Source organism: Bradyrhizobium huanghuaihaiense, from assembly GCF_025200885.1.
In the GTDB taxonomy this organism is placed as follows: Bacteria; Pseudomonadota; Alphaproteobacteria; order Rhizobiales; family Xanthobacteraceae; genus Bradyrhizobium; species Bradyrhizobium huanghuaihaiense.
In genome coordinates, this window is record NZ_CP104172.1 from 3427548 (window position 1) to 3446925 (window position 19378).

At 66.0% G+C, this 19378-nt stretch carries 18 protein-coding genes; 13 read left to right on the forward strand and 5 right to left on the reverse strand.

The annotated features are described in order from the left end of the window. Nucleotides 1-68: 68 nt before the first annotated feature. Both N2603_RS16110 and N2603_RS16115 read left to right on the forward strand, forming a co-directional pair. Nucleotides 69-3773, forward strand: coding sequence for a tetratricopeptide repeat protein (locus N2603_RS16110; RefSeq protein ID WP_260389576.1), 3705 nt, complete (start codon nt 69-71; stop codon nt 3771-3773). A gap of 81 nt (nt 3774-3854) precedes the next feature. Continuing rightward, the gene (locus N2603_RS16115; protein WP_260389577.1) at nt 3855-4091 is read left to right on the forward strand and encodes a hypothetical protein; all 237 of its coding nucleotides are present in this window, start codon (nt 3855-3857) and stop codon (nt 4089-4091) included. A gap of 210 nt (nt 4092-4301) precedes the next feature. Here N2603_RS16115 and fliP read toward each other — a convergent pair whose 3' ends face one another. Then, complete coding sequence (fliP, locus tag N2603_RS16120) at nt 4302-5054, reverse strand: flagellar type III secretion system pore protein FliP (RefSeq protein WP_018642809.1); 753 nt, start codon at nt 5052-5054, stop codon at nt 4302-4304. Continuing rightward, nucleotides 5051-6025 (reverse strand): flagellar biosynthetic protein FliO, encoded by a 975-nt coding sequence (locus N2603_RS16125; protein ID WP_260389578.1) that lies wholly within the window; start codon nt 6023-6025, stop codon nt 5051-5053. Before N2603_RS16125 ends, fliP begins: the two co-directional genes overlap by 4 nt. 347 nt (nt 6026-6372) lie before the next feature. On the opposite strand from N2603_RS16125, the gene flgB reads away from it, so the two are divergent. From flgB to N2603_RS16175, 10 genes are all read left to right on the forward strand, one after another. Beyond that, nucleotides 6373-6777 (forward strand): flagellar basal body rod protein FlgB, encoded by a 405-nt coding sequence (flgB, locus tag N2603_RS16130; protein WP_260389579.1) that lies wholly within the window; start codon nt 6373-6375, stop codon nt 6775-6777. A gap of 39 nt (nt 6778-6816) precedes the next feature. Continuing rightward, nucleotides 6817-7242, forward strand: a complete 426-nt coding sequence (gene flgC / locus N2603_RS16135; RefSeq protein ID WP_026311961.1) for a flagellar basal body rod protein FlgC — start codon at nt 6817-6819, stop codon at nt 7240-7242. 16 nt (nt 7243-7258) lie between these two features. Then, nucleotides 7259-7567 carry a flagellar hook-basal body complex protein FliE gene (gene fliE / locus N2603_RS16140; RefSeq protein ID WP_008142413.1) on the forward strand — a complete coding sequence of 103 codons (309 nt, stop codon included), beginning with the start codon at nt 7259-7261 and terminating at the stop codon, nt 7565-7567. A gap of 170 nt (nt 7568-7737) precedes the next feature. Then, nucleotides 7738-8001: a flagellar biosynthesis protein FliQ gene (gene fliQ, locus N2603_RS16145; protein ID WP_011088555.1), complete on the forward strand. Its 264-nt coding sequence runs from the start codon at nt 7738-7740 to the stop codon at nt 7999-8001. Nucleotides 8002-8018: 17 nt separating this feature from the next. Continuing rightward, nucleotides 8019-8789, forward strand: coding sequence for a flagellar biosynthetic protein FliR (gene fliR, locus N2603_RS16150; protein WP_018642805.1), 771 nt, complete (start codon nt 8019-8021; stop codon nt 8787-8789). A 7-nt stretch (nt 8790-8796) separates the two neighbouring features. Then, nucleotides 8797-9876: a flagellar biosynthesis protein FlhB gene (gene flhB, locus N2603_RS16155; RefSeq protein WP_260389580.1), complete on the forward strand. Its 1080-nt coding sequence runs from the start codon at nt 8797-8799 to the stop codon at nt 9874-9876. A gap of 154 nt (nt 9877-10030) precedes the next feature. Then, the gene (gene cckA / locus N2603_RS16160) at nt 10031-12619 is read left to right on the forward strand and encodes a cell cycle histidine kinase CckA (RefSeq protein WP_260389581.1); all 2589 of its coding nucleotides are present in this window, start codon (nt 10031-10033) and stop codon (nt 12617-12619) included. 334 nt (nt 12620-12953) lie between these two features. After that, nucleotides 12954-13958, forward strand: a complete 1005-nt coding sequence (locus N2603_RS16165) for a Tim44 domain-containing protein (RefSeq protein WP_260389582.1) — start codon at nt 12954-12956, stop codon at nt 13956-13958. 146 nt (nt 13959-14104) lie between these two features. Continuing rightward, complete coding sequence (locus N2603_RS16170; RefSeq protein WP_260389583.1) at nt 14105-14785, forward strand: lectin; 681 nt, start codon at nt 14105-14107, stop codon at nt 14783-14785. Between the two features lie 194 nt (nt 14786-14979). Next, nucleotides 14980-15687 carry a glutathione S-transferase gene (locus N2603_RS16175; RefSeq protein WP_260389584.1) on the forward strand — a complete coding sequence of 236 codons (708 nt, stop codon included), beginning with the start codon at nt 14980-14982 and terminating at the stop codon, nt 15685-15687. A gap of 45 nt (nt 15688-15732) precedes the next feature. Here N2603_RS16175 and N2603_RS16180 read toward each other — a convergent pair whose 3' ends face one another. The 3 genes from N2603_RS16180 to N2603_RS16190 form a co-directional block, all read right to left on the reverse strand. After that, nucleotides 15733-16407, reverse strand: a complete 675-nt coding sequence (locus tag N2603_RS16180) for a methyltransferase family protein (RefSeq protein WP_260389585.1) — start codon at nt 16405-16407, stop codon at nt 15733-15735. 117 nt (nt 16408-16524) lie between these two features. Next, nucleotides 16525-16698 (reverse strand): hypothetical protein, encoded by a 174-nt coding sequence (locus tag N2603_RS16185; RefSeq protein ID WP_260389586.1) that lies wholly within the window; start codon nt 16696-16698, stop codon nt 16525-16527. Between the two features lie 300 nt (nt 16699-16998). Then, nucleotides 16999-17472 carry a hypothetical protein gene (locus N2603_RS16190; RefSeq protein ID WP_018642797.1) on the reverse strand — a complete coding sequence of 158 codons (474 nt, stop codon included), beginning with the start codon at nt 17470-17472 and terminating at the stop codon, nt 16999-17001. A gap of 247 nt (nt 17473-17719) precedes the next feature. Here N2603_RS16190 and N2603_RS16195 point away from each other — a divergent pair, with 247 nt between their 5' ends. After that, nucleotides 17720-19375 carry a fumarate hydratase gene (locus tag N2603_RS16195; protein ID WP_260389587.1) on the forward strand — a complete coding sequence of 552 codons (1656 nt, stop codon included), beginning with the start codon at nt 17720-17722 and terminating at the stop codon, nt 19373-19375. Nucleotides 19376-19378 lie beyond the last annotated feature (3 nt).

Genomic DNA, 19378 nt, shown 5'->3' on the forward strand with positions numbered 1-19378 from the left:
CTACATTCGAGGGCATGGGCCGGCACCAGTTGCCGGCGTGAACCGCCGAACCGGAAGAAATGCCGCAAATGGCGCGAGAGGCTGCCGCTGGATTTGTGTCGCGAGCCCGCGCCTTGGTGCGGGGATTGTCGCGTCATGCGCGCAAGGCGCCGGTGCTGGCAGCCTGCTTGCTGATCGGCCTCACGGTGCCAGCCGGAGCCGCCGATCCGATCCGCGGCGAGGCCAGTTTTTCGGCCGGCGGCGGCTTTGCCCGTCTCGTCATCAAGCTCGGCGAGGATGTTCCATCCGAGGTGACGACGGCCGGCTCCATCCTCATCATCCGCTTCGATCGTCCCGTCGACGTTCCCGTCGACCGCGTTCCGGAAGGCGCGCCCGACTACGTCAACTCCGCCCGCCGCGACCCCGACGGCGGCGCCATCCGTCTGTCGCTCGCGCGGCGCGTCACCGTCAACACCATGAATGCCGGCGAGCGCACCTTCGTCGACCTCCTGCCGGAGGGCTGGAAGGGGCCGCCGCCGAGCCTGCCCATGGACGTGGTCAAGGAGCTTGCCGAGCGCGCGCGTCTCGCCGAACGTGCCTTGCGCGCCCAGCGCGCCGCGGCCGAGACCAAGAAGCGTCCGCAGATCCGTGTCCGCGCGTCGGTGCAGCCGACCTTCGTGCGCTTCGTGTTCGAGATGCCGGACGGCGTCGGCGTGTCCTCCGTGCTCAATGAGCAGAAGCTCACGCTGATGTTCAACGCCAACCTCAATTTCGACCTCGCGGACGCCGTCGTCGCCGCGCCGCCGAACGTCGCCTCGATCAAGCAGAAGGCCGACATCGACCAGACCAGTGTAGAGATCGCGCTGATCGGCGATTCCGACGTGCACTCCTTCCGCGACGACAAGAACTACGTCGTCGACGTCTCCTTCCAGCCGGACAAGGGCAAGACGGCCATGACGCCGGAGGCGGCGATCGCGCAGGCCAAGCCTGCGGGCCATGCACCGGCGCCTGCGCCGGAAAAGCCGGCTGCCGAGAAGCCGAAGGAGGCTCGCCGCGAGATTACGCCGCCGACATCGGAGACGATCGCGCGCGAAGCCAAGATCGAAGTGAAGCCGGAAGTGCCCGCCGCGATGCCGGTCGCCGAAGCACCGAAGCCGGCGCCGGCTCCCGCGACCGAGGCTGCGCACGCCGCGGAAGCGCCCAAGGAAGTGGCGAAGCCAGCGCCTGTTGCCGAAGCTCCGGCTGCGCCTGCCGTTCCCGCAACGGCCGAGGCACCCAAAGAGCTCGTGAAGGAAGCGGCGAAGGAGCCGGTCAAGGAAGCCGCCAAGGCCGAGGCCCCGCCGCAGCCCGCTGTCGCCAGCGTCGATGCGCGCCGCGACAGCGATGGCTTGCGCGTCACGTTCCCGCTGCAGGTTTCAACCGCTGCGGCGGCGTTCCGCCGTGGCGATACCATCTGGCTGGTGTTCGATACGCCGAAACCGATCGACGTCGAGGCGATCCGCAGCAAGGGCGGCGCGATGATCGGGGAGGTCGGCCGCATCCCGCTCGACAAGGGACAGGCGGTGCGCATCCGTCTCACCCGGCCGCTGGTCTACTCGCTGACGAGCGAGGAGGTCGGCAAGGAGACCAACTGGCTGCTGACCCTCGCCGACAAGATCCAGGCAACGCCGCTGCCGCTGATGATGTCGCGCAACATCACCGATCCCGCCCTCGCCAACATCGCAATCCCCTTTGCCAACCCGGGCCAGCTGCACAAGCTGACCGATCCCGATGCCGGCGACACGCTCTACATCGTCACCGCACAACGGCCGGTGCGCGGCTTCATCAAGCGGCAGGACCTCGTCGATCTCTCGCTGCTGGAATCCGCGCACGGCATCGCGATCCGGCCGAACTCCGACGAGGTCGGCGTCGAGGTCGGCTCCGACAAGGTCATCCTCGGCAAGAAGGGCGGGCTGACGCTGTCGCCGGTCGACATCTCCGCCGAGCGCGCGCCGACCGCGGTGCGCCCGATCTTCAGCCCGGAAGGCTGGCGCAAGGGGCAGTCGGAGAATTTCTGGACGCGGCAGAGCGATCTGGTCATGGCGATCTCCGCGGTCGATCCGGCGCAGCGCTCACTGCCGCGGCTCGACCTCGCGCAGTTCTACATGTCGCGCGCGATGTATCACGAAGCCAAGGCCGTGACCGAATTGATGCTGGCCGATCCGCTCAACAAGGAGGAGAGCGGCGCCCTGATCATGCACGCGATCGCGAGCATCCTGATCGGCCGGCCGGCGCAAGGCCTGAAGGACCTCGCCAATCCCGTAATCGGCAACAGCCATGACTCCCTGCTGTGGAAGGCGCTCGCTTATGCGCGCCAGGGCAAATGGGCGGACGCGCGCGAGAAGTTCAAGAACGTCGAATTCGCCATCGCGTCGCTGCCGCTCGACATCCAGCGCATCGTGACCATGGACGCGATGCGGGCTTCGCTCGAAGTGAAGGACTATGCCGGCGCCTCCAAGCGCCGCAGCGAGCTCGAGGTCGTCGGCGTCTCGCCGGAGGCGGCGCCCGGCTTTGCGGTGTTGCGCGGCCGGCTCGCCGAGGCGCTCGGCCACGACAAGGATGCGCTCGACGACTACAAATTCGCGGTCGCCTCGAACGATCGTCTGGCTGCGGCAGAGGCCAAGCAGCTCGAGGTCGCGCTGCGGCAGAAGCGCGACGAGATCGGCAAGGAAGACGCGCTGCGCGAGCTCGAGACGCTGTCGATGACCTGGCGCGGCGATGCGATTGAAGTCAAGACGCTGCAGATGCTGTCGCAGCTGTATGCCGCGAACGGGCGCTACCGTGATGCGCTCACGGCGGCGCGCACCGCGACAAGGCTGCAGCCGAACGCCGAAGCTTCGCGCCAGGCGCAGGACCTCGCCTCCGAGCTGTTCACGCAGATATTCTTGGGTCCCAAGGGCGACGAGCTGCCGGTGGTCGAAGCGCTCGGCATGTTCTACGAGTTTCGCGAGCTGACGCCGATCGGCCGTCGCGGCGACGAGCTGATCCGGCGTCTCGCCGACCGTCTCGCCTCGATCGATCTGCTCGACCAGGCCGCCGAGCTCCTGCAGTACCAGGTCGACCACCGCCTCGAAGGCGCCGCCCGCGCCCAGGTTGCCGCGCGGCTGTCGATGATCTATCTCGCCAACCGCAGGCCCGACAAGGCGATCTCGGCGCTGCGCGCAAGCCGCATCAGCGATCTCTCCGGCGAGCTCAGGCAGCAGCGCCTGCTGCTCGAAGCGCGCGCGCAGAGCGACGTCGGCCGTCACGATCTCGCGCTCGACATCGTTTCCAACGTCTCCGGGCGCGAGGTGCTCCGCCTGCGCTCCGACATCTTCTGGGCGGCGCGGCGCTGGCGCGAGTCCGCCGAGCAGATCGAGCTGTACTACGGCGAGCGCTTCCGCGACTTCAAGCCGCTCAATGCAGTGGAGAAGAGCGACATCATCCGCGCCGCCGTCGGCTACGCGCTCGCCGACGACTCGATCGGCCTGTCGCGCTTCCGCGAGAAATACGCGCCGCTGATGAGCGAGAGCGCCGACCGTCTCGCCTTCGACATCGCCAGCAAGCCGGCTGCGGCCTCCAGCGCCGAATTCGCCGAGATCGCCAAGCTCGCCGCCAGCGTCGATACGCTCGACGGCTTCCTGCGCGAGATGAAGCAGCGCTTCCCCGACGCCACCGCCCGCGCACCGGCCTCGCCGCAGGCCAGGGACGAGAGCGACCACACCGGCTCGCTGCCCACGATCCCCGCCATGCGGCAGATCAAGATGACGCGCTAGGAACCCTGCTACCTCTGGACCTCTCGACAGCTGCCGCGCGAGGCGGCAACCTGCACGTCTTCATGCCGGGAGAGGGACGATATGAGCAAGCCTGCCAAGACCGAAGCCGAACTCATCGCCATGGCGCGGGCCGAGTTGAAGGCCCACGCGGACGGCCCTGACGGCCTCGTCATCTCGATCGTCCGTGACGGCGACAGCTGGGAGTTCCGCGCCGACGCCGATCAGGCCACGCGGGACCGGCCCGGCTTCCCCGAAAGCGTCGCCATGCTGGTCCAGATTGGCGACCATCTCAGCAAGCAGTATGACGTGAAGGAGTAGGGGGCGCCTGTCGCCAGCCATTCCGCGCCAAGCGCGGCCCTGAGCGTCGCCACACACTCCGTCATTGCGAGCGGAGCGAAGCAATCCAGAATCTTTCCGTTGAGGCAGTCTGGATTGCTTCGTCGCAAGGGCTCCTCGCAATGACGGGGAGAGGGAGGAAGGCTCTCGTTGAGGCGGTGGGGATGCGCCGGTGACGTTGTCCCAAGCGCCTCACCCTCCGTAACTCTGCACCAAACTCCCCGCCACCAGCGACCAGCCGTCGACCAGCACGAAGAAGATCAGCTTGAACGGCAGCGAGATCGTCGCCGGCGGCAGCATCATCATGCCCATCGACATCAAGACCGAGGCGACGACGAGGTCGATGATCAGGAAGGGCAGGAACAAGAGGAAGCCGATCTCGAAGGCGCGCTTGAGCTCGGAGATCATGAAGGCGGGAACGAGGATGCGCAGCGCGAGGTCGTCGGGGGTGGCGGGCGGCGGCTCGCCGGAGAGATCGAGGAACAGCTTGAGGTCCTTCTCGCGCACGTTCTTCTGCATGAAGCCGCGCAAGGGGACGGAGGCGCGCTGGAGCGCATCCTCGACACTGACCTGGTTGGCGACGAGCGGACGGATGCCCTCGTCGTAGGATTTTTGCAGCACCGGCCCCATCACGAAGAAGGTGAGGAACATCGCGAGCGCGATGATCACCGAGTTCGGCGGCGCGGTCGCCGTGCCCATCGCGGTGCGCAGCAGCGACAGCACGACCACGATGCGCGTGAACGACGTCATCATGATCAGGATCGACGGCGCGATCGAGAGCACCGTGAGCAGCGCGATCAGCTGGATCGCGCGCTCGGTGACGCCGCCGCCCTGGCCGCCGAGATTGATGCTGATGTCCTGCGCGTGCGCGGGCATCGCGAGCGAAGCCGCACCGACCAGGACAGAAAGAAAAAGAACTCTACGCGGGAGGGCCGGCAGCCTCACGAAGACGGCTTCGGACGGCCGAGCAGTGAGGCCATCTCGTCTTCGAGATTCTCAAAGCTGGTCTTCTCCGCGGCGGGTTTTGCCGGCGGGGCCGGGGACGCCGGCGGCTCGCTGCGTGCAGCGCGGGCCGGAGCGACCGGAGGTTCCGGAGCAACCGGAGGGGCGACCGGCTCGCCGCCCGGGCGGCGCAGGGCAGCCTCTAACCGCTGCGCCATTTCGGCAAGATTCTGCTCGGCGCTCGAGGGCGCAGCGGCAGCGGGGGTCGGCGGCGGAACGGGCGCGGCCTGCGGTACCGGCGGAGGCGGCGGCGCGGCTGCGCGCTCGGCGCGCACTGGCGGGACCTTCACCGGCTCGCTCTGGCGCGGCGGACGCGGCATCAGCGGCGGCTCGCTGCGGGCAATGCGCGGCGGCAGCGGTTCTGGCCGCGGCTCGCGCTCGGGACGCGGCGACATCGGCTCCGGCGGAAAGCCGGGCAGGGCCGGCTCGCCACGGCGCTCGGCCAAGGCGGGTGCGGGCCGGCGCACTTCGTCGGCGAAGGACGGCCGCGCGGGCCGCGGCGGCGGCTCGGGCATCTGCGGTTCGGGATGATCGAGCAGTTCGGGCCGTGGCGCTTCGTCGGCCCAGGCGCCGGCATCGGGCATGGGGGCGAGACGCGGCGGTTCGGCGGCGTTGGGGCGCTGCGGGAGCTGGTCACGGCCGGGCGCGGCGCGCACGATGTTGGGCTCGACGACGATGTCGGTCGGACCGCCGATCATCAGGAGATGCTCGACGTTGTCGCGCCGGACCAGCACCAGGCGGCGCCGGCCATCGACCGCGGCGGCATCGATCACGGCGAGCCGGGGCATCCGGCCGCGCTGGGTGTTGGCGCCGATCCGGTTGCCGGCGAATCGGCGAACCAGCCATGCAGCGACGCCGATCAACGCCAGAACGACGATGAACGCGACGATGAAGGTGATAGGGCTGCCTTGCATACTTGTCCCCGACAAATGGCGCTTTTCTCGCGCCCGTGGTCAGCTGCGCCAACCACCGGCGTACGATGCCCCAAACTGCGATCTCTTAACGTTCCACGGCAAGTTTTGCCGTCCCCAACTCTTAATAACCTATGAATCGCTCGATCCAAAACGACTTCTTGGCCCGTGCGTGGGCCGCCAAGCGGTTGGGTTAATGCCGCTTTTTGACGCGTAGAATCACGGGATCGCAAGGTCGTGTCCCGCCCCGGAACATGTCCCGGCGGCATCCTTAACCACCTGTTAACCATACAGGCGGCAAATTCTGCCTAGCTTCGGACACAGGTCCGACGGCGGAAGGAGCCGCAACGATGTCCATCAACGACCTCCCGGTGCTGTCGGCGCTTCGCACCAAGATGCAGTGGCATCAGGAGCGCCAGCGCGTCCTGTCCGAGAACGTCTCCAACTCCGATACGCCCAAGTTCCGGCCGCGCGACCTGGTCGAGCCGAAGCTCGACAAATCAGGCGCCGTGACGGGCTCGATGGGCCCGCTGGCGATGACCGTCACCAGTTCCTCGCACATGAAGCCATCTGGCGCGGCCTCGGGCTTCGACCAGAACAAGAATGCCGGCTTCGAGACCCGCCCTGCGGGCAACGCCGTCAATCTCGAAGAGGAGATGATGAAGTCCGCCAGCAACCAGATGGATTACGCGGCGGCGACCTCTCTCTATTCCAAGAGCCTGCATCTGCTCAAGACCGCGATCGGCAAGGGCTAGGTCATGATCCGGGAACAGCAGAGCTAGCGGAGGCAGATGATGGCGAATGACAGCAGCGACTTTGCCCGTTCGATGGCGATCGCGACCTCCGGCCTGCGCGCGCAGGCAGGACGCATGCGGGTGATCTCGGAAAACATCGCGAACGCGGATTCGACCTCGCAGACCGCGGGCGGCGATCCCTACCGGCGTAAGGTTCCAACTTTTTCCTCCGCGCTCGACCGCACCCTCGACGCGCAGGTCGTCACCCTCGGCAAGATCAAGCCCGATCAGTCCGCCTTCCGTGTCAGATACGAGCCGAACAATCCGGCGGCGGACGCGACCGGCAACGTCAAATTTCCCAACGTGAACTCGGTGGTCGAGATGACCGACATGCGCGATGCGCAGCGGTCCTACGAGGCCAATCTCAACATCATCAGTGCGACGCGCCGGATGATCCAGCGCACACTCGACATCCTCAAGAGCTGAACAGGACCTTTGAGCCATGGCATCACCGACAATCGCCGCGAACGCCTATGCCAATCTTGCCCGGGTGCTGGAGAACAGCGGTGCCGGCAAGGGCAGCGAAGCGAGCGGGCAATCCTTCGCCTCGCTGCTGAAAGACGCCGTCGGCAGCGTCATGGAATCCGGCCGCAAGTCTGACGCGCAGACGGTGGCGATGGCCGCCGGCAAGGCCAACGTGATGGACGTGGTGACGGCAGTCGCCGACACCGACGTGGCGGTGTCCACGCTGGTCTCGGTCCGCGACCGCGTGATCGCCGCGTATGAGGACATCATGAAGATGCCGATCTGATTTTTCGCGCTGGCGCTCGCCCCAGGCGTCATTGCGAGCGCAGCGAAGCAATCCAGAACTTCTCCGCGGCGGCAGCCTGGATTGCTTCGCTTCGCTCGCAACGACGGGGGAGGGAGCGTTCGTTCCTCGCCGGGGTGGCGGGGATGAAGGATGAACAAGGAATTCTGCAAATGACCGGACCCGAAACCCTCGACGTCGCGCGCGATGCAATCTGGACCATCGTGATCGTGTCCTCGCCGCTGATGGTGGTCGGCCTCGTGGTCGGCGTGATCGTGTCGCTGTTCCAGGCACTGACGCAGATCCAGGAGCAGACGCTGATCTACGTCCCGAAGATCCTGGCCATCTTCGCCACGATGCTACTCGCATTACCGTTCATGGCCGACTCGCTCCACGCCCACATGCTGCGGATCTCGTCGCGAATCATCGGCGGCTGAGGCACAATGCGGCCGCTATGCGCATCGACGTCTCGCTGCTGCCGGCGCTCGCCGCGTCCTTCATGCTCGCCTTCGCCCGGGTCGGCGCGATGGTGATGCTGCTGCCCGGTCTCGGCGAGACCAACATCCCGACGCGGATCAAGCTGTCCATCGCGCTGCTGCTGACGCTGATCATCCTGCCGCTGCATCGCAACGCCTACCACGTCGACATGGGGTCGCTGGCGCCGTTGCTGGTCTTGATGCTGCATGAGATCGCGATCGGCATCGTGCTGGGCGCGACCGCGCGCGTAACGCTGTCGGCGTTGCAGGTCGCGGGATCCGTGATCGCGCAGCAGATGGGACTCGGCTTCGTCACTTCGGTCGATCCGACGCAGGGACAGCAGGGCGTGCTGGTCGGCAACTTCCTGACCATGCTGGGGGTGACGCTGCTGTTCGCCACCGACAGCCATCACCTGGTCATCGCTGCGCTGAACGACAGCTACTCGATCTTCTCGCCGGGCGAGACGGTGTCGAGCGGGGATGTCGCTTCGCTCGCGACGCGTGCCTTCGCCGCGGCGTTCCGGCTCGGCCTGCAGCTCTCGGGGCCATTTCTGGTGTTCGGCCTCGTCTTCAACATCGGATTGGGCGTGCTGGCGCGGCTGATGCCGCAGATGCAGGTCTATTTCGTCGGCGTGCCGCTGTCGATCTTCGCGGGCTTCCTGGTGCTCGCCGTGGTGCTCACCGCGATGATGGGCACCTATCTCGACTACTTCATCGGTGTGATGCACCAGATGATGCCGCTCAAATAGGTGATCGATGGCGGAAGACAACGATCCCGAAAGTCAAACAGAAGACCCGACACAAAAGCGTCTCGACGACGCGCTCGAACGCGGCGACGTCGCCAAGAGCCAGGAGATCAACACCTGGTTCATGATCGCGGGCGGGACGCTCGTGGTCTCGACCTTCTCTGGCTCGGTCGGCAGCGGGCTGGTGACGCCGATGCGCAACCTGCTCGCCAACTCCTGGATGATCAAGACCGACGGCGGGAACCTGCTCAAGCTGATGCAGCAGATCGAGGTCGCCGTGCTTGCGGCGGTCGGCGTTCCCTTGCTGATGCTGGTGCTGGCGGCGATCGCCGGCAACATGCTGCAGCACCGCCTGGTGTGGTCGGCCGAATCCCTGAAGCCCAAATTCAGCAAGATCTCGCCCGGCGCCGGCTTCAAGCGCATCTTCGGCAAGCAGGCCGCGGCGAACTTCCTCAAGGGCCTCGGCAAGCTGATCGCACTGGGCGTGGTCATGACCATGATCCTGTGGCCGGAGCGGCATCGCATGGAGGCGATGGTCAGGCTCGATCCGGCCGCCATGCTCGGTGCCACCACCAGCATGACCGTCCACCTGCTCGGCGCGGTGGTCGCGGCGCTGGCGATCGTCGCCATCGCCGACTACTTCTTCCAGTACCGGAGCTGGTTCCAGCGGCAGAAGATGTCGCTCCAGGAGATCAAGGAAGAGTTCAAGCAGTCCGAAGGTGACCCCCACATCAAGGGCAAGATCAGGCAACTCCGGCAGCAGCGCGCCAAGAAGCGCATGATGGCGGCGGTTCCCAAGGCCTCGGTGATCATCACCAACCCGACCCACTATTCGGTGGCGCTGTCCTACGAGCGCGGCATGTCGGCGCCGATCTGCGTCGCCAAGGGCGTCGACAATCTCGCCTTCAAGATCCGGGAGATCGCGCGCGAGCACGACATCCCGATCGTCGAGAACGTGCCGCTGGCCCGTGCGCTCTATGCCACCGTCGACATCGACCAGGAAATCCCGACCGAGCACTACCATGCGGTCGCCGAGGTCATCGGCTACGTCATGCGGCTGAAACAGGGATTCCGAGCCGGGCGCGGCTAAAACCCCCGAAAAGTACCGGAAATGGCTGTAATCTGGGAATCAGCGTACCTTTCACCCTTGCTGCCCTTGCGCCTGCGGGTCCTGATGAGGCAGGGAAGGCCCTGCGCGCGCGGCAGCGCGTTGATTCTCTGCCAACAGGCTGCGCCAGCTCGAGATGACTGCTGAGACCGACCACGACCTCACACGCGAGCCCGTTGCGGCGCACGAGCCGTCGCCGCGCTCGGGCAGCATTGCGCTGGTGCTGCTGGTGGCCGCCGGCCTCGTCGCGGTCGCCGTCGGGCTGATGACCCTCGGGCGTGCGCAGGCGCAGCCCTATATCCTCGGCATCCTCGCCGTGCTGGCGATGGTCGGCCTGTTCAACCTGTTCGCCTTCGCCGCCGGCATCATCCGCTTTGCCGACCGCAATCTCGACGATCCCATCATCGGCCGCATCTCCGATCACGCGTTCGACGGTCTCGCCGTCACCGATGCGCGCGGACACGTGGTCTATTCCAACGCGGCCTATCTGACGCTGACGGGCGCCAGCGGCCCGCAGGACGTGCGCCCCGTGGAGCGCGTCTTCATCGGCAACCCCGACGTCTCCGAAGCCGTGTTCCGCCTGCTCAAGGCCGCCCGCGAGGGCAAGCGCCAGCAGGAGGAGGTGCGCATCTCCGGGCAGGACGGCAGCCAGGGCCGCTGGCTGCGCATGCGCGTGCGCCCGCTCGGCACCGGCAAGCGCGAGGCGAAATACGCGGTGTGGTCGATCGCCGACATCACCCGCGACCGCGAGCGCCAGGAGGACGTGTTCCAGGAGCTCCAGCACGCCATCGAATATCTCGACCACGCGCCGTGCGGCTTCTTCTCGGTCAATCCGGCCGGCGAGCTCGCCTATGTCAACGCGACGCTGGCGAACTGGCTCGACTATGACCTGGCCGAGATCGGCTCGGGCGGCTTGAAGCTGACCGACATCGTCTCCGGCGACGGCGCCTCGCTGCTCACCGCGATCGTGGCGGTGCCGGGCGAGGTGAAGACCGAGGTCTTCGATATCGACCTGCGTATGCGGACCGGCAAGACCATGCCGGTGCGGCTCTATCACAAGCTCGCCTTCGGCGCCGACGGCGCGCCGGGACCCTCGCGCACCCTCGTCATCAGCCGCGCCCGCGACGAGCGCAGCGATCCTGACCGGGCCGCCGAAGTGCGGTTCATGCGCTTCTTCGACCACACGCCGATGGCGATCGCGACCGTCGATCGCGCCGGCAATGTCGTGCGCGCCAATGCGCGCTATGCCAAGCTCGGGCAGGCGCTCGGGCTCGACAGTGCCTCCAAGTCGATCTTCCGCGCGGTCAATTCGCGCGATCGTCATCTGCTGATCACGGCCATCAACCAGGCCGCCGAAGGCCAGGCCGACGTCGCTCCGGTCGAGGTGGCGCTGGAAGGGACCAAGGAGCGCTGGGGCCAGTTCTTCGTCACGCCGGTGGATGCGGCCGAGAACGAGGCGGAAGCCGCCATCGTGCACATGCTTGAGACTACCGAGCGGCGCGCGCTGGAGAACCAGATCAACCAGTCGCAGAAGATGGAGACGGTGGGCCAGCTCGCCGGCGGCATCGCCCACGACTTCAACAACGTGCTCTCCGCCATCATGATGGCGAACGACTTCCTGCTGAACGCGCACAAGCCGACCGATCCGTCGTTCCAGGACATCATGCAGATCAAGCAGAACGCAACGCGCGCCGCCACTTTGGTGCGGCAGCTGCTGGCGTTCTCGCGGCGCCAGACGCTGCGGCCGCAGGTGCTCGATCTCGGCGATGCATTGAGCGATCTCACCATGCTGCTGCGCCGGCTGATCGGCGAGAAGGTCAAGCTCGACCTGATCCACGGCCGCGACCTCTGGCCGGTCAAGGTCGACGTCTCCCAGTTCGAGCAGGTGATCGTCAATCTCGCGGTCAACGCACGCGACGCCATGCCCGACGGCGGCAAGCTGATCATCCGCACGGCCAACGTCACGACGGAAGATGCGGGCAAGCTCGCCTACAAGGGCATGCCGGCGGCGGACTATGTCCGGATCGAGGTCGCCGATACCGGCACCGGCATTCCCGCCGATATCCGCGACAAGATCTTCGAGCCGTTCTTCTCGACGAAAGAAGTCGGCAAGGGCACCGGCCTCGGCCTCTCCACCGTCTACGGCATCGTCAAGCAGACCGGCGGCTTCATCTACGTCGATTCCGAGCCGGGGCAGGGCACCTCGTTCCACATCTTCCTGCCGCGCCATCACGCCGAGCCAGAGGTGCAGGTCGAGCAGCCCGCAGCCGCGGCCAGCGCGACCAACGGCGCCGCGAAGGAAGCTGCGCCCGCCGCGCCGGCAGAGGCCAAGCCGCGCACCGATCTCACCGGGCAGGGCACCATCCTGCTGGTCGAGGACGAGGAGGGCCTGCGCGCCCTCAACGCCCGCGGCCTGCGCTCGCGCGGCTACACCGTGGTCGAGGCCGAGAACGGCGTTGAGGCCATGGAGGTGCTGGAGGAGCAAAGCGGCGCGATCGATCTCGTCGTGTCCGACGTCGTGATGCCGGAGATGGATGGGCCGACGCTGCTGAAGGCGATGCGCGAGCAGAACCCCGACATCAAGTTCATCTTCGTCTCCGGCTACGCCGAGGACGCCTTCGAGAAGAGCCTGCCTGAGGGCCAGCAGTTCGACTTCCTGCCAAAGCCGTTCACCCTCAGCCAGCTCGTGGCGGCGGTGAAGGAGACGATGACGAAGCAGGGGTGAGGACCGAGAGTCGGCACGCCGCTTCCGCATTCTCCGTCATTGCGAGCGTAGCGAAGCAATCCAGAAATGCATCCGGAGGGACTCTGGATTGCTTCGTCGCAAGGGCTCCTCGCAATGACGTGGTGAGAGAGTCGCGCCTCCAATGACGAGGAAAAAGCGGATTCCAGCCCCTGAACCCGCCGGTAGCCGGCGACCACGGTTCCCTCGGCGGACCCGGCCAAACCCCCGTCAAATATGGGCTTTTGCCACATCCCCGCGACTGAGGGCCGCAGCCATCGGTCCCGAAACCGGCTTCACTTTTCGGGAAGTCTGCCCATCTTAGGGCCACGTCCCCATGCCGGGGATTTGGGAAACGCACATGACTTTCTCGCAACGATCCCGCTCTCTCTTCAAGACGATCGCCGTCGTGCTGGCGCTTGCGCTGCCGACTGCGCTGGCGATCTCGTCCGCCGACGCCCGCGTCGGAGGCGGCGCTTCGTCGGGTTCGCGCGGCTCGCGCACCTATTCGGCTCCGCCGTCGACCACGACCGCGCCGGGCTCGACCTCGCAGTTCAACCGCACCTACACCCAGCCGGGTGCAGGCATGAACTCGGCTGCGGCTGCGCCCGCGCGCGGCGGCCTGTTCGGCCGCGCCGGCGGCTTCATGGGCGGCCTTGCGGCCGGCTTCCTCGGCGCAGGCCTGCTCGGCATGCTGTTCGGCGGCGGCCTGTTCGGCGGCCTCGGCGGCCTGTCGTCGATCATTGGCCTGATCATCCAGATCGCGCTCGTGGTGTTGGTGGTGCGGCTGGCGATGTCCTGGTGGCAGCGCCGCCACTCGCCGCAGGCGGCCTATGCCAATGCCGACGCAGGTAATGGCCAGGGACCGCAAACGAATTATCGCAGCGGCCTTGGTGGTGGTCTTGGCGGCGGCTTCGGCTTCGGCGCCAACAACGCGCCGCTCGAGATCAAGCCGGATGACTATGAGGCGTTCGAGCGTCTGCTCGGCGAGATCCAGACCGCCTGGTCGAACGAGGACGTGGCCAAGCTGCACACGCTCGCGACGCCGGAAATGGTCTCCTATTTCGAGCAGGACCTCGGCCAGAACCGCGCGCGCAATGTCGTGAACAAGGTCACCAACGTGAAGCTGTTGCAGGGCGATCTCGCGGAAGCCTGGCGCGAAGGCGAGACCGACTACGCCACGGTGGCGCTGCGCTTCGCGCTCACCGACAAGACGGTGGACCGCAACACCGGCGCGGTCGTCGCCGGCAGCGAGCAGCCGGGCGAGGCCACCGAGGTCTGGACCTTCGCTCGTCGCCCGAACGGCGGCTGGGAATTGTCGGCGATCCAGCAGACCAATTGATCGCAGACGAGATGAGGAACCAGGGCGTCGTGCTTCTTGCACGGCGCCCTTTTCTTTTGGGCATCTCGCAGCGCGGCATCGGAATAAGCGGGTGCGCCTCGGGTTGAAGTCAGACGGCGAACGAAAAACACTTTTGGGAGGACAAGATGATCCGTATCGAAAGATCCGTGACGATTTCAGGGCTCGCACTCACGCTGGCCTTGCTCGCGGCGCCATCCGTGCACGCGCAGTCCGCTGACATGACGTTCTTCGTGACCTCCAACGGCCCGGGCAAGGGCGCCGATCTCGGCGGCCTGGAGGGAGCCGATGCGCAGTGCCAGAAGCTCGCTCAGTCCGCGGGCGCCGGCACCAAGACCTGGCGGGCCTATCTCTCGACGCAGGCGGCCGACGGCAAGCCGGCCGTCAACGCGCGCGATCGCATTGGCAAGGGACCGTGGCAGAACGCCAAGGGTACGGTCATCGCCAAGGACGTTGCCGACCTGCATGGTCCCGCCAACAACCTCACCAAGCAGACCGCGCTCACGGAGAAGGGTGAGGTCAACAACGGCGCCGGCGACACGCCGAACCGGCACGACATCCTCACGGGATCGCAACCGGACGGCACCGCCTTTGCCGCGGGTGACGATAAGACCTGCAAGAACTGGACGTCGAGCACGCAAGGCGCGGCGGTCGTCGGCCACGCCGATCGTAAGGGCCTGCGCGATGACGAGCCGTCGAAGTCCTGGAACAGCTCGCATCCGTCGCGTGGGTCCGAAGGCGGCTGCTCGCAGGCCGATCTGAAGAGCACCGGCGGCGACGGGCTGTTCTACTGTTTCGCGTCGAATTGAATTAAGGCGCGAAGCTCTCTCCTCCGTCATTGCGAGGAGCTCTTGCGACGAAGCAATCCAGAATCTTTCCGAGGAGGCAGTTCTGGATTGCTTCGCTGCGCTCGCAATGACGCGGCAGTTCCGCCTCACCCTGACGGAACCCTGAGCCGCATGCTACATTGGTCCGGTTGCCCCCACGTTCACGGACCCCTCCCATGAAATACGAACTCTACTACTGGCCCGAGATCCAGGGCCGTGGCGAATATGTGCGGCTGGCGTTGGAGGAGGTGGGGGCGGCTTATGTCGATGTCGCACGCGGTGCGCGCGGCTCGGCTGCGATGATGAAGATGATGGAGGCGCAGGAGGGCACGCCGCCTTTTGCGCCGCCCTTCCTGAAAGCGGGCAAGCTCGTCATCGGCCAGACCGCCAATATCCTGCTCTATCTCGGCAGCCGCCACGGACTGGCGCCGAAGACGGAAGCCGGCCGGCTCTGGGTGCACCAGCTCCAGCTCACCATCACCGACTTCGTGGTCGAGATTCACGACACCCATCATCCGCTCGGGCCGTCGATGTACTACGAGGACCAGAAGGCGCCGGCGAAGAAGCGCACGGCCGATTTCTGGGACGAGCGTGTGCCGAAATATCTCGGCTATTTCGAGCAGCTGCTTGCCGGCAACGGCGGCGCTTACGTCACCGGCCGCCGCTTCACCTATGTCGACCTTTCGCTATTCCAGATCGTCGCCGGGCTGCGCTACGCGTTTCCGAAGCGCATGACGGCGTTCGAGACGGACATCCCGGGCGTTGTCGGCCTGCACGACCGCGTTGCCGCGCGCCCGAACATCAAGGCCTATCTCGACAGCGAACGCCGCATTCCGTTCAACGAGCAGGGCATCTTCCGCCGCTATCGAGAGCTGGACAATTAGTCGGTCCGGAAGACGTCCGCCTGTCGTACGGGCGCGTATGCGCACTCACCACACGCCCGGCACCAGGCGATAGCGCACCCGTGTGGCGTAATCGATGTAGCCCGGTAGGCCCTCGCGTAGCGTGCGCTCCTCGATGCCGATGCGGACGGCAAACAGGGCGAGGAACAGCGGCGCCATCGCCAGTCCCCACCACGAGCCCAGCAGCAGCGGCAGGCCGGCGAAGAACAGGATCATGCCGCTGTACATGGGATGACGCACATGGGCGTAGGGCCCGGTCGAGATCACGCGCTGCGCGCGCTCGGCTTGCAGCTTCACCACGGGCGCGGCGAACGAGTTCTCGCGGAACACTGACATCGTGAACAGCATGCAGAGCACGAACAGCACGAAGCCGAGGACCTGCAGGGCAAGCGGCATGTCGGACCAAAGCCAACGCCGGTCGAGCCCCATCACGACCAGCCAGGCCAGCATCGCCGCAATGAGGGCGGTGACGAAGGCCTTGTCGGCCGGCGGCTGGTCCTTCTGGATGACCGGCCGGAGGCGCTCCGCCAGCAGCGCCGGATCGAGCCGGTAAAGCCACCAGCCGCAGAGCGGACCGAGCAGGGCGGAGGTGATGAGGAACACCCAGGCCGACGGCCAGTGCAGCGTGCCGGCGGACGCGAACAGCAGCGCGCCCATCGCGACGGTGAAGATCATGTTCTGCAGCAGAAGGCGGACGATCATGCGCAACTCTCAGACCCGAGCGCGCACGAGTGTGGTCCCGCTATCCGGCAAAGATGCGGCCGGACACGCGAAAAGCCCGATCGAACGGATCGGGCGTTTCATCTCTGGCAAGGCCGATCAGGCGAGCTGATCGATCCGCGTGCCCTGACCCGGCGGCAGCGGCGCGGGCGGCTGCGGCTTGTAGGTCGGATCGGTGTCCTTGGTCTTGGTCTGGTCGTCCTGCTGCTTGGTCGTGTCGTAGCTCGGCACCACGATCGCGATCGGCGGCGGCGCAACGGTGGAAACCTTCATCCACAAATCCTCACACATGGAAACAATTCAGCCTGCCCCGACAGGAGCGAAATTTCCTTCAAGGCAATCGTTAAAATGCGAGGGATTGGTGCTGTGGGTTGTGCTGTTCTTACTTCCGCGAAGGGAAGATTTGAGAGGACGGTAGCTCTCTCCTCGTCATTGCGAGCGGAGCGAAGCAATCCAGACTACCACCGCGGAAAGATTCTGGATTGCTTCGCTCCGCTCGCAATGACGGAGTGTGTAGCCGCGTCGCGGCACATGTGCACCGCGTCCGTAGCCAAGAGCGGGAGGGCGCGCCGCCTACTCGTCCTTGCCGCGCGTGATCGCGATCGACGCATCCGTCTTGGTGCGGGTGCATTCCATGTTGAGCCGCCGGTAGCGCATGCTGATCTTGTCGCCGCGCAACAGGCCCATCCGTTTCAGGCAGCGTGTCGCGCCCGTCGTGGTGTCGTCCTTGGTCACGGTGAAGACGATCGCCGCCATCGATCCCACCAGCGCAAGGAATTCCGGCGTCGGCTTTCGGTCGCCCTTGGCATAGAGCTCGATCGAATATTTGTCGCCGCGGCAACCCACGGACAGCTCCTTGGCTGCGGGGTGCGTCAGGTAGACGATATTGGCGGCCCGGAAATTCACCTTGAGGCGGTCGATCTGGTTCGCCAGCTCCTTGGCGCTGTCGTCACAGCGATCGGCGCGCGCAGGCGAGGTGAGGGTCACAAGTCCGGTGATGGCGGCGGCGACCAGAATCGCGCCGCGGACGTTCAGTTTGAAAATCATGATGAAAAGCCCCTGAGGGCGCGCATTCAACCTTCGTCGCGCGCGGAGCGCAAGGGGTGCATCCGGACCTTTCCCGGAGACAACGGCGGCCGCGCATCTTTGCGGACATCGGCCTGGAAAAGGGTCGTCCTGTCGCCGAATTCAGATGCCCCGGCCGCGCCAGAACGCCTTCCCTTTGCGGCAAAAAAGCTTAGAACGCTTCTATGCTAGCGGCCCGCCAGGGCTCCAAAACCCCGAGATTCGCCCCATGAACGCTCCCACCGCCTTCCCCGACCAGTCCAAGCCCGTTCCGCCCTACAAGCACACCCCGCTGTTCCCGCTGGGCAAGGACGAGACGCCCTACAAGAAGATTTCGTCCGAGGGCGTCAGGGTCGAGAAGGTCCTCGGCAAGGACATGCTGGTGGTGTCGCGCGAGGCGCTGAAGACGCTGTCGGAGGCGGCTTTTGGCGACATCAACCATTATCTGCGCCCCGGCCATCTGAAGCAGCTCCGCTCGATCCTGGAGGACAGTGAGGCGAGCCCGAACGACAAGTTCGTCGCGCTGGACTTCTTGAAGAACGCCAACATCGCCGCCGGCGGCGTGCTGCCGATGTGCCAGGACACCGGCACCGCGATCATCATGGGCAAGAAGGGCTGCAACGTCATCACCGACGGTGACGACGAGGCGGCGCTATCGGAAGGCGCGCGCGACGCTTACTTGCGCCGCAATCTGCGCTACTCGCAGGTCGCGCCGCTCTCCATGTACGAGGAGAAGAACACCGCCAACAACATGCCGGCGCAGTGCGAGATCTACGCCGAGGGTGACGACGCCTACAAGTTCATGTTCATGGCGAAGGGCGGCGGCTCCGCCAACAAGAGTTTTCTGTTCCAGGCGACGCCGTCCGTCCTGACCAAGGACCGGCTGCTCGCGTTCCTGAAGGAGAAGATCCTCACCCTCGGCACCGCGGCGTGTCCGCCCTATCACCTCGCCATCGTGATCGGCGGCACTTCGGCCGAGCTCTGCATGAAGACGGTGAAGCTCGCCTCCGCCCGCTATCTCGATGCGCTGCCGACCCACGGCTCGCCCGACGGCAACGCCTTCCGCGATGTCGAGATGGAGAAGGAAATCCACAAGATGACGCAGTCGCTCGGCGTCGGCGCGCAGTTCGGCGGAAAATATTTCTGCCACGACGTGCGCGTGATCCGCATGCCGCGCCACGGCGCTTCGCTCCCGATCGGGCTTGGCGTGTCCTGCTCGGCCGACCGCCAGGTGCTCGGCAAGATCACCAAGGACGGCGTCTATCTCGAGGAGCTCGAGCACAACCCGGCGCAGTACCTGCCTCAGGTCGAAGAGGCGCTCGGCGGCGAGGTCGTCAAGATCGACCTCAACCAGCCAATGAAGGATATCCTTGCGACGTTCTCGAAGCACCCGATCAAGACGCGGGTCTCGATGACGGGCACCATGATTGTTGCGCGCGATAGCGCGCACGCCAAGCTGCGTGAGCGGCTGGAGAAGGGCGAGCCGCTGCCGGATTACTTCAAGAACCACCCGGTCTATTACGCTGGTCCCGCCAAGACGCCCGAGGGCTATGCCTCCGGCGCGTTCGGTCCGACCACCGCGGGCCGCATGGATTCCTTCGTCGACCTGTTCCAGGCTGCCGGCGGCTCGATGGTGATGGTGGCCAAGGGCAACCGCGCGCCGGCCGTGCGCGAGGCTTGCAAGAAATACGGCGGCTTCTATCTCGGCTCGATCGGCGGCGCTGCGGCGAACCTCGCCGAGCACTGCATCAAGAAGGTCGAGGTGCTCGAATATCCCGAGCTCGGCATGGAAGCGATCTGGCGCATCGAAGTCGTCGACTTCCCCGCGTTCATCATCATCGACGACAAGGGGAATGACTTCTTCAAGGAGTTGAATTTGGGCTAGTTC

Excerpts from the sequence above, each read along its gene's own strand:
- N2603_RS16110 (WP_260389576.1), top strand. The coding sequence starts at position 69 with ATGGCGCGAGAGGCTGCCGCTGGATTTGTGTCGCGAGCCCGCGCCTTG.
- N2603_RS16115 (WP_260389577.1), top strand. The coding sequence starts at position 3,855 with ATGAGCAAGCCTGCCAAGACCGAAGCCGAACTCATCGCCATGGCGCGG.
- N2603_RS16125 (WP_260389578.1), bottom strand. The coding sequence starts at position 6,025 with ATGCAAGGCAGCCCTATCACCTTCATCGTCGCGTTCATCGTCGTTCTG.
- flgB (WP_260389579.1), top strand. The coding sequence starts at position 6,373 with ATGTCCATCAACGACCTCCCGGTGCTGTCGGCGCTTCGCACCAAGATG.
- flgC (WP_026311961.1), top strand. The coding sequence starts at position 6,817 with ATGGCGAATGACAGCAGCGACTTTGCCCGTTCGATGGCGATCGCGACC.
- fliE (WP_008142413.1), top strand. The coding sequence starts at position 7,259 with ATGGCATCACCGACAATCGCCGCGAACGCCTATGCCAATCTTGCCCGG.
- fliQ (WP_011088555.1), top strand. The coding sequence starts at position 7,738 with ATGACCGGACCCGAAACCCTCGACGTCGCGCGCGATGCAATCTGGACC.
- fliR (WP_018642805.1), top strand. The coding sequence starts at position 8,019 with ATGCGCATCGACGTCTCGCTGCTGCCGGCGCTCGCCGCGTCCTTCATG.
- flhB (WP_260389580.1), top strand. The coding sequence starts at position 8,797 with ATGGCGGAAGACAACGATCCCGAAAGTCAAACAGAAGACCCGACACAA.
- cckA (WP_260389581.1), top strand. The coding sequence starts at position 10,031 with ATGACTGCTGAGACCGACCACGACCTCACACGCGAGCCCGTTGCGGCG.
- N2603_RS16165 (WP_260389582.1), top strand. The coding sequence starts at position 12,954 with ATGCCGGGGATTTGGGAAACGCACATGACTTTCTCGCAACGATCCCGC.
- N2603_RS16170 (WP_260389583.1), top strand. The coding sequence starts at position 14,105 with ATGATCCGTATCGAAAGATCCGTGACGATTTCAGGGCTCGCACTCACG.
- N2603_RS16175 (WP_260389584.1), top strand. The coding sequence starts at position 14,980 with ATGAAATACGAACTCTACTACTGGCCCGAGATCCAGGGCCGTGGCGAA.
- N2603_RS16180 (WP_260389585.1), bottom strand. The coding sequence starts at position 16,407 with ATGATCGTCCGCCTTCTGCTGCAGAACATGATCTTCACCGTCGCGATG.
- N2603_RS16185 (WP_260389586.1), bottom strand. The coding sequence starts at position 16,698 with ATGAAGGTTTCCACCGTTGCGCCGCCGCCGATCGCGATCGTGGTGCCG.
- N2603_RS16190 (WP_018642797.1), bottom strand. The coding sequence starts at position 17,472 with ATGATTTTCAAACTGAACGTCCGCGGCGCGATTCTGGTCGCCGCCGCC.
- N2603_RS16195 (WP_260389587.1), top strand. The coding sequence starts at position 17,720 with ATGAACGCTCCCACCGCCTTCCCCGACCAGTCCAAGCCCGTTCCGCCC.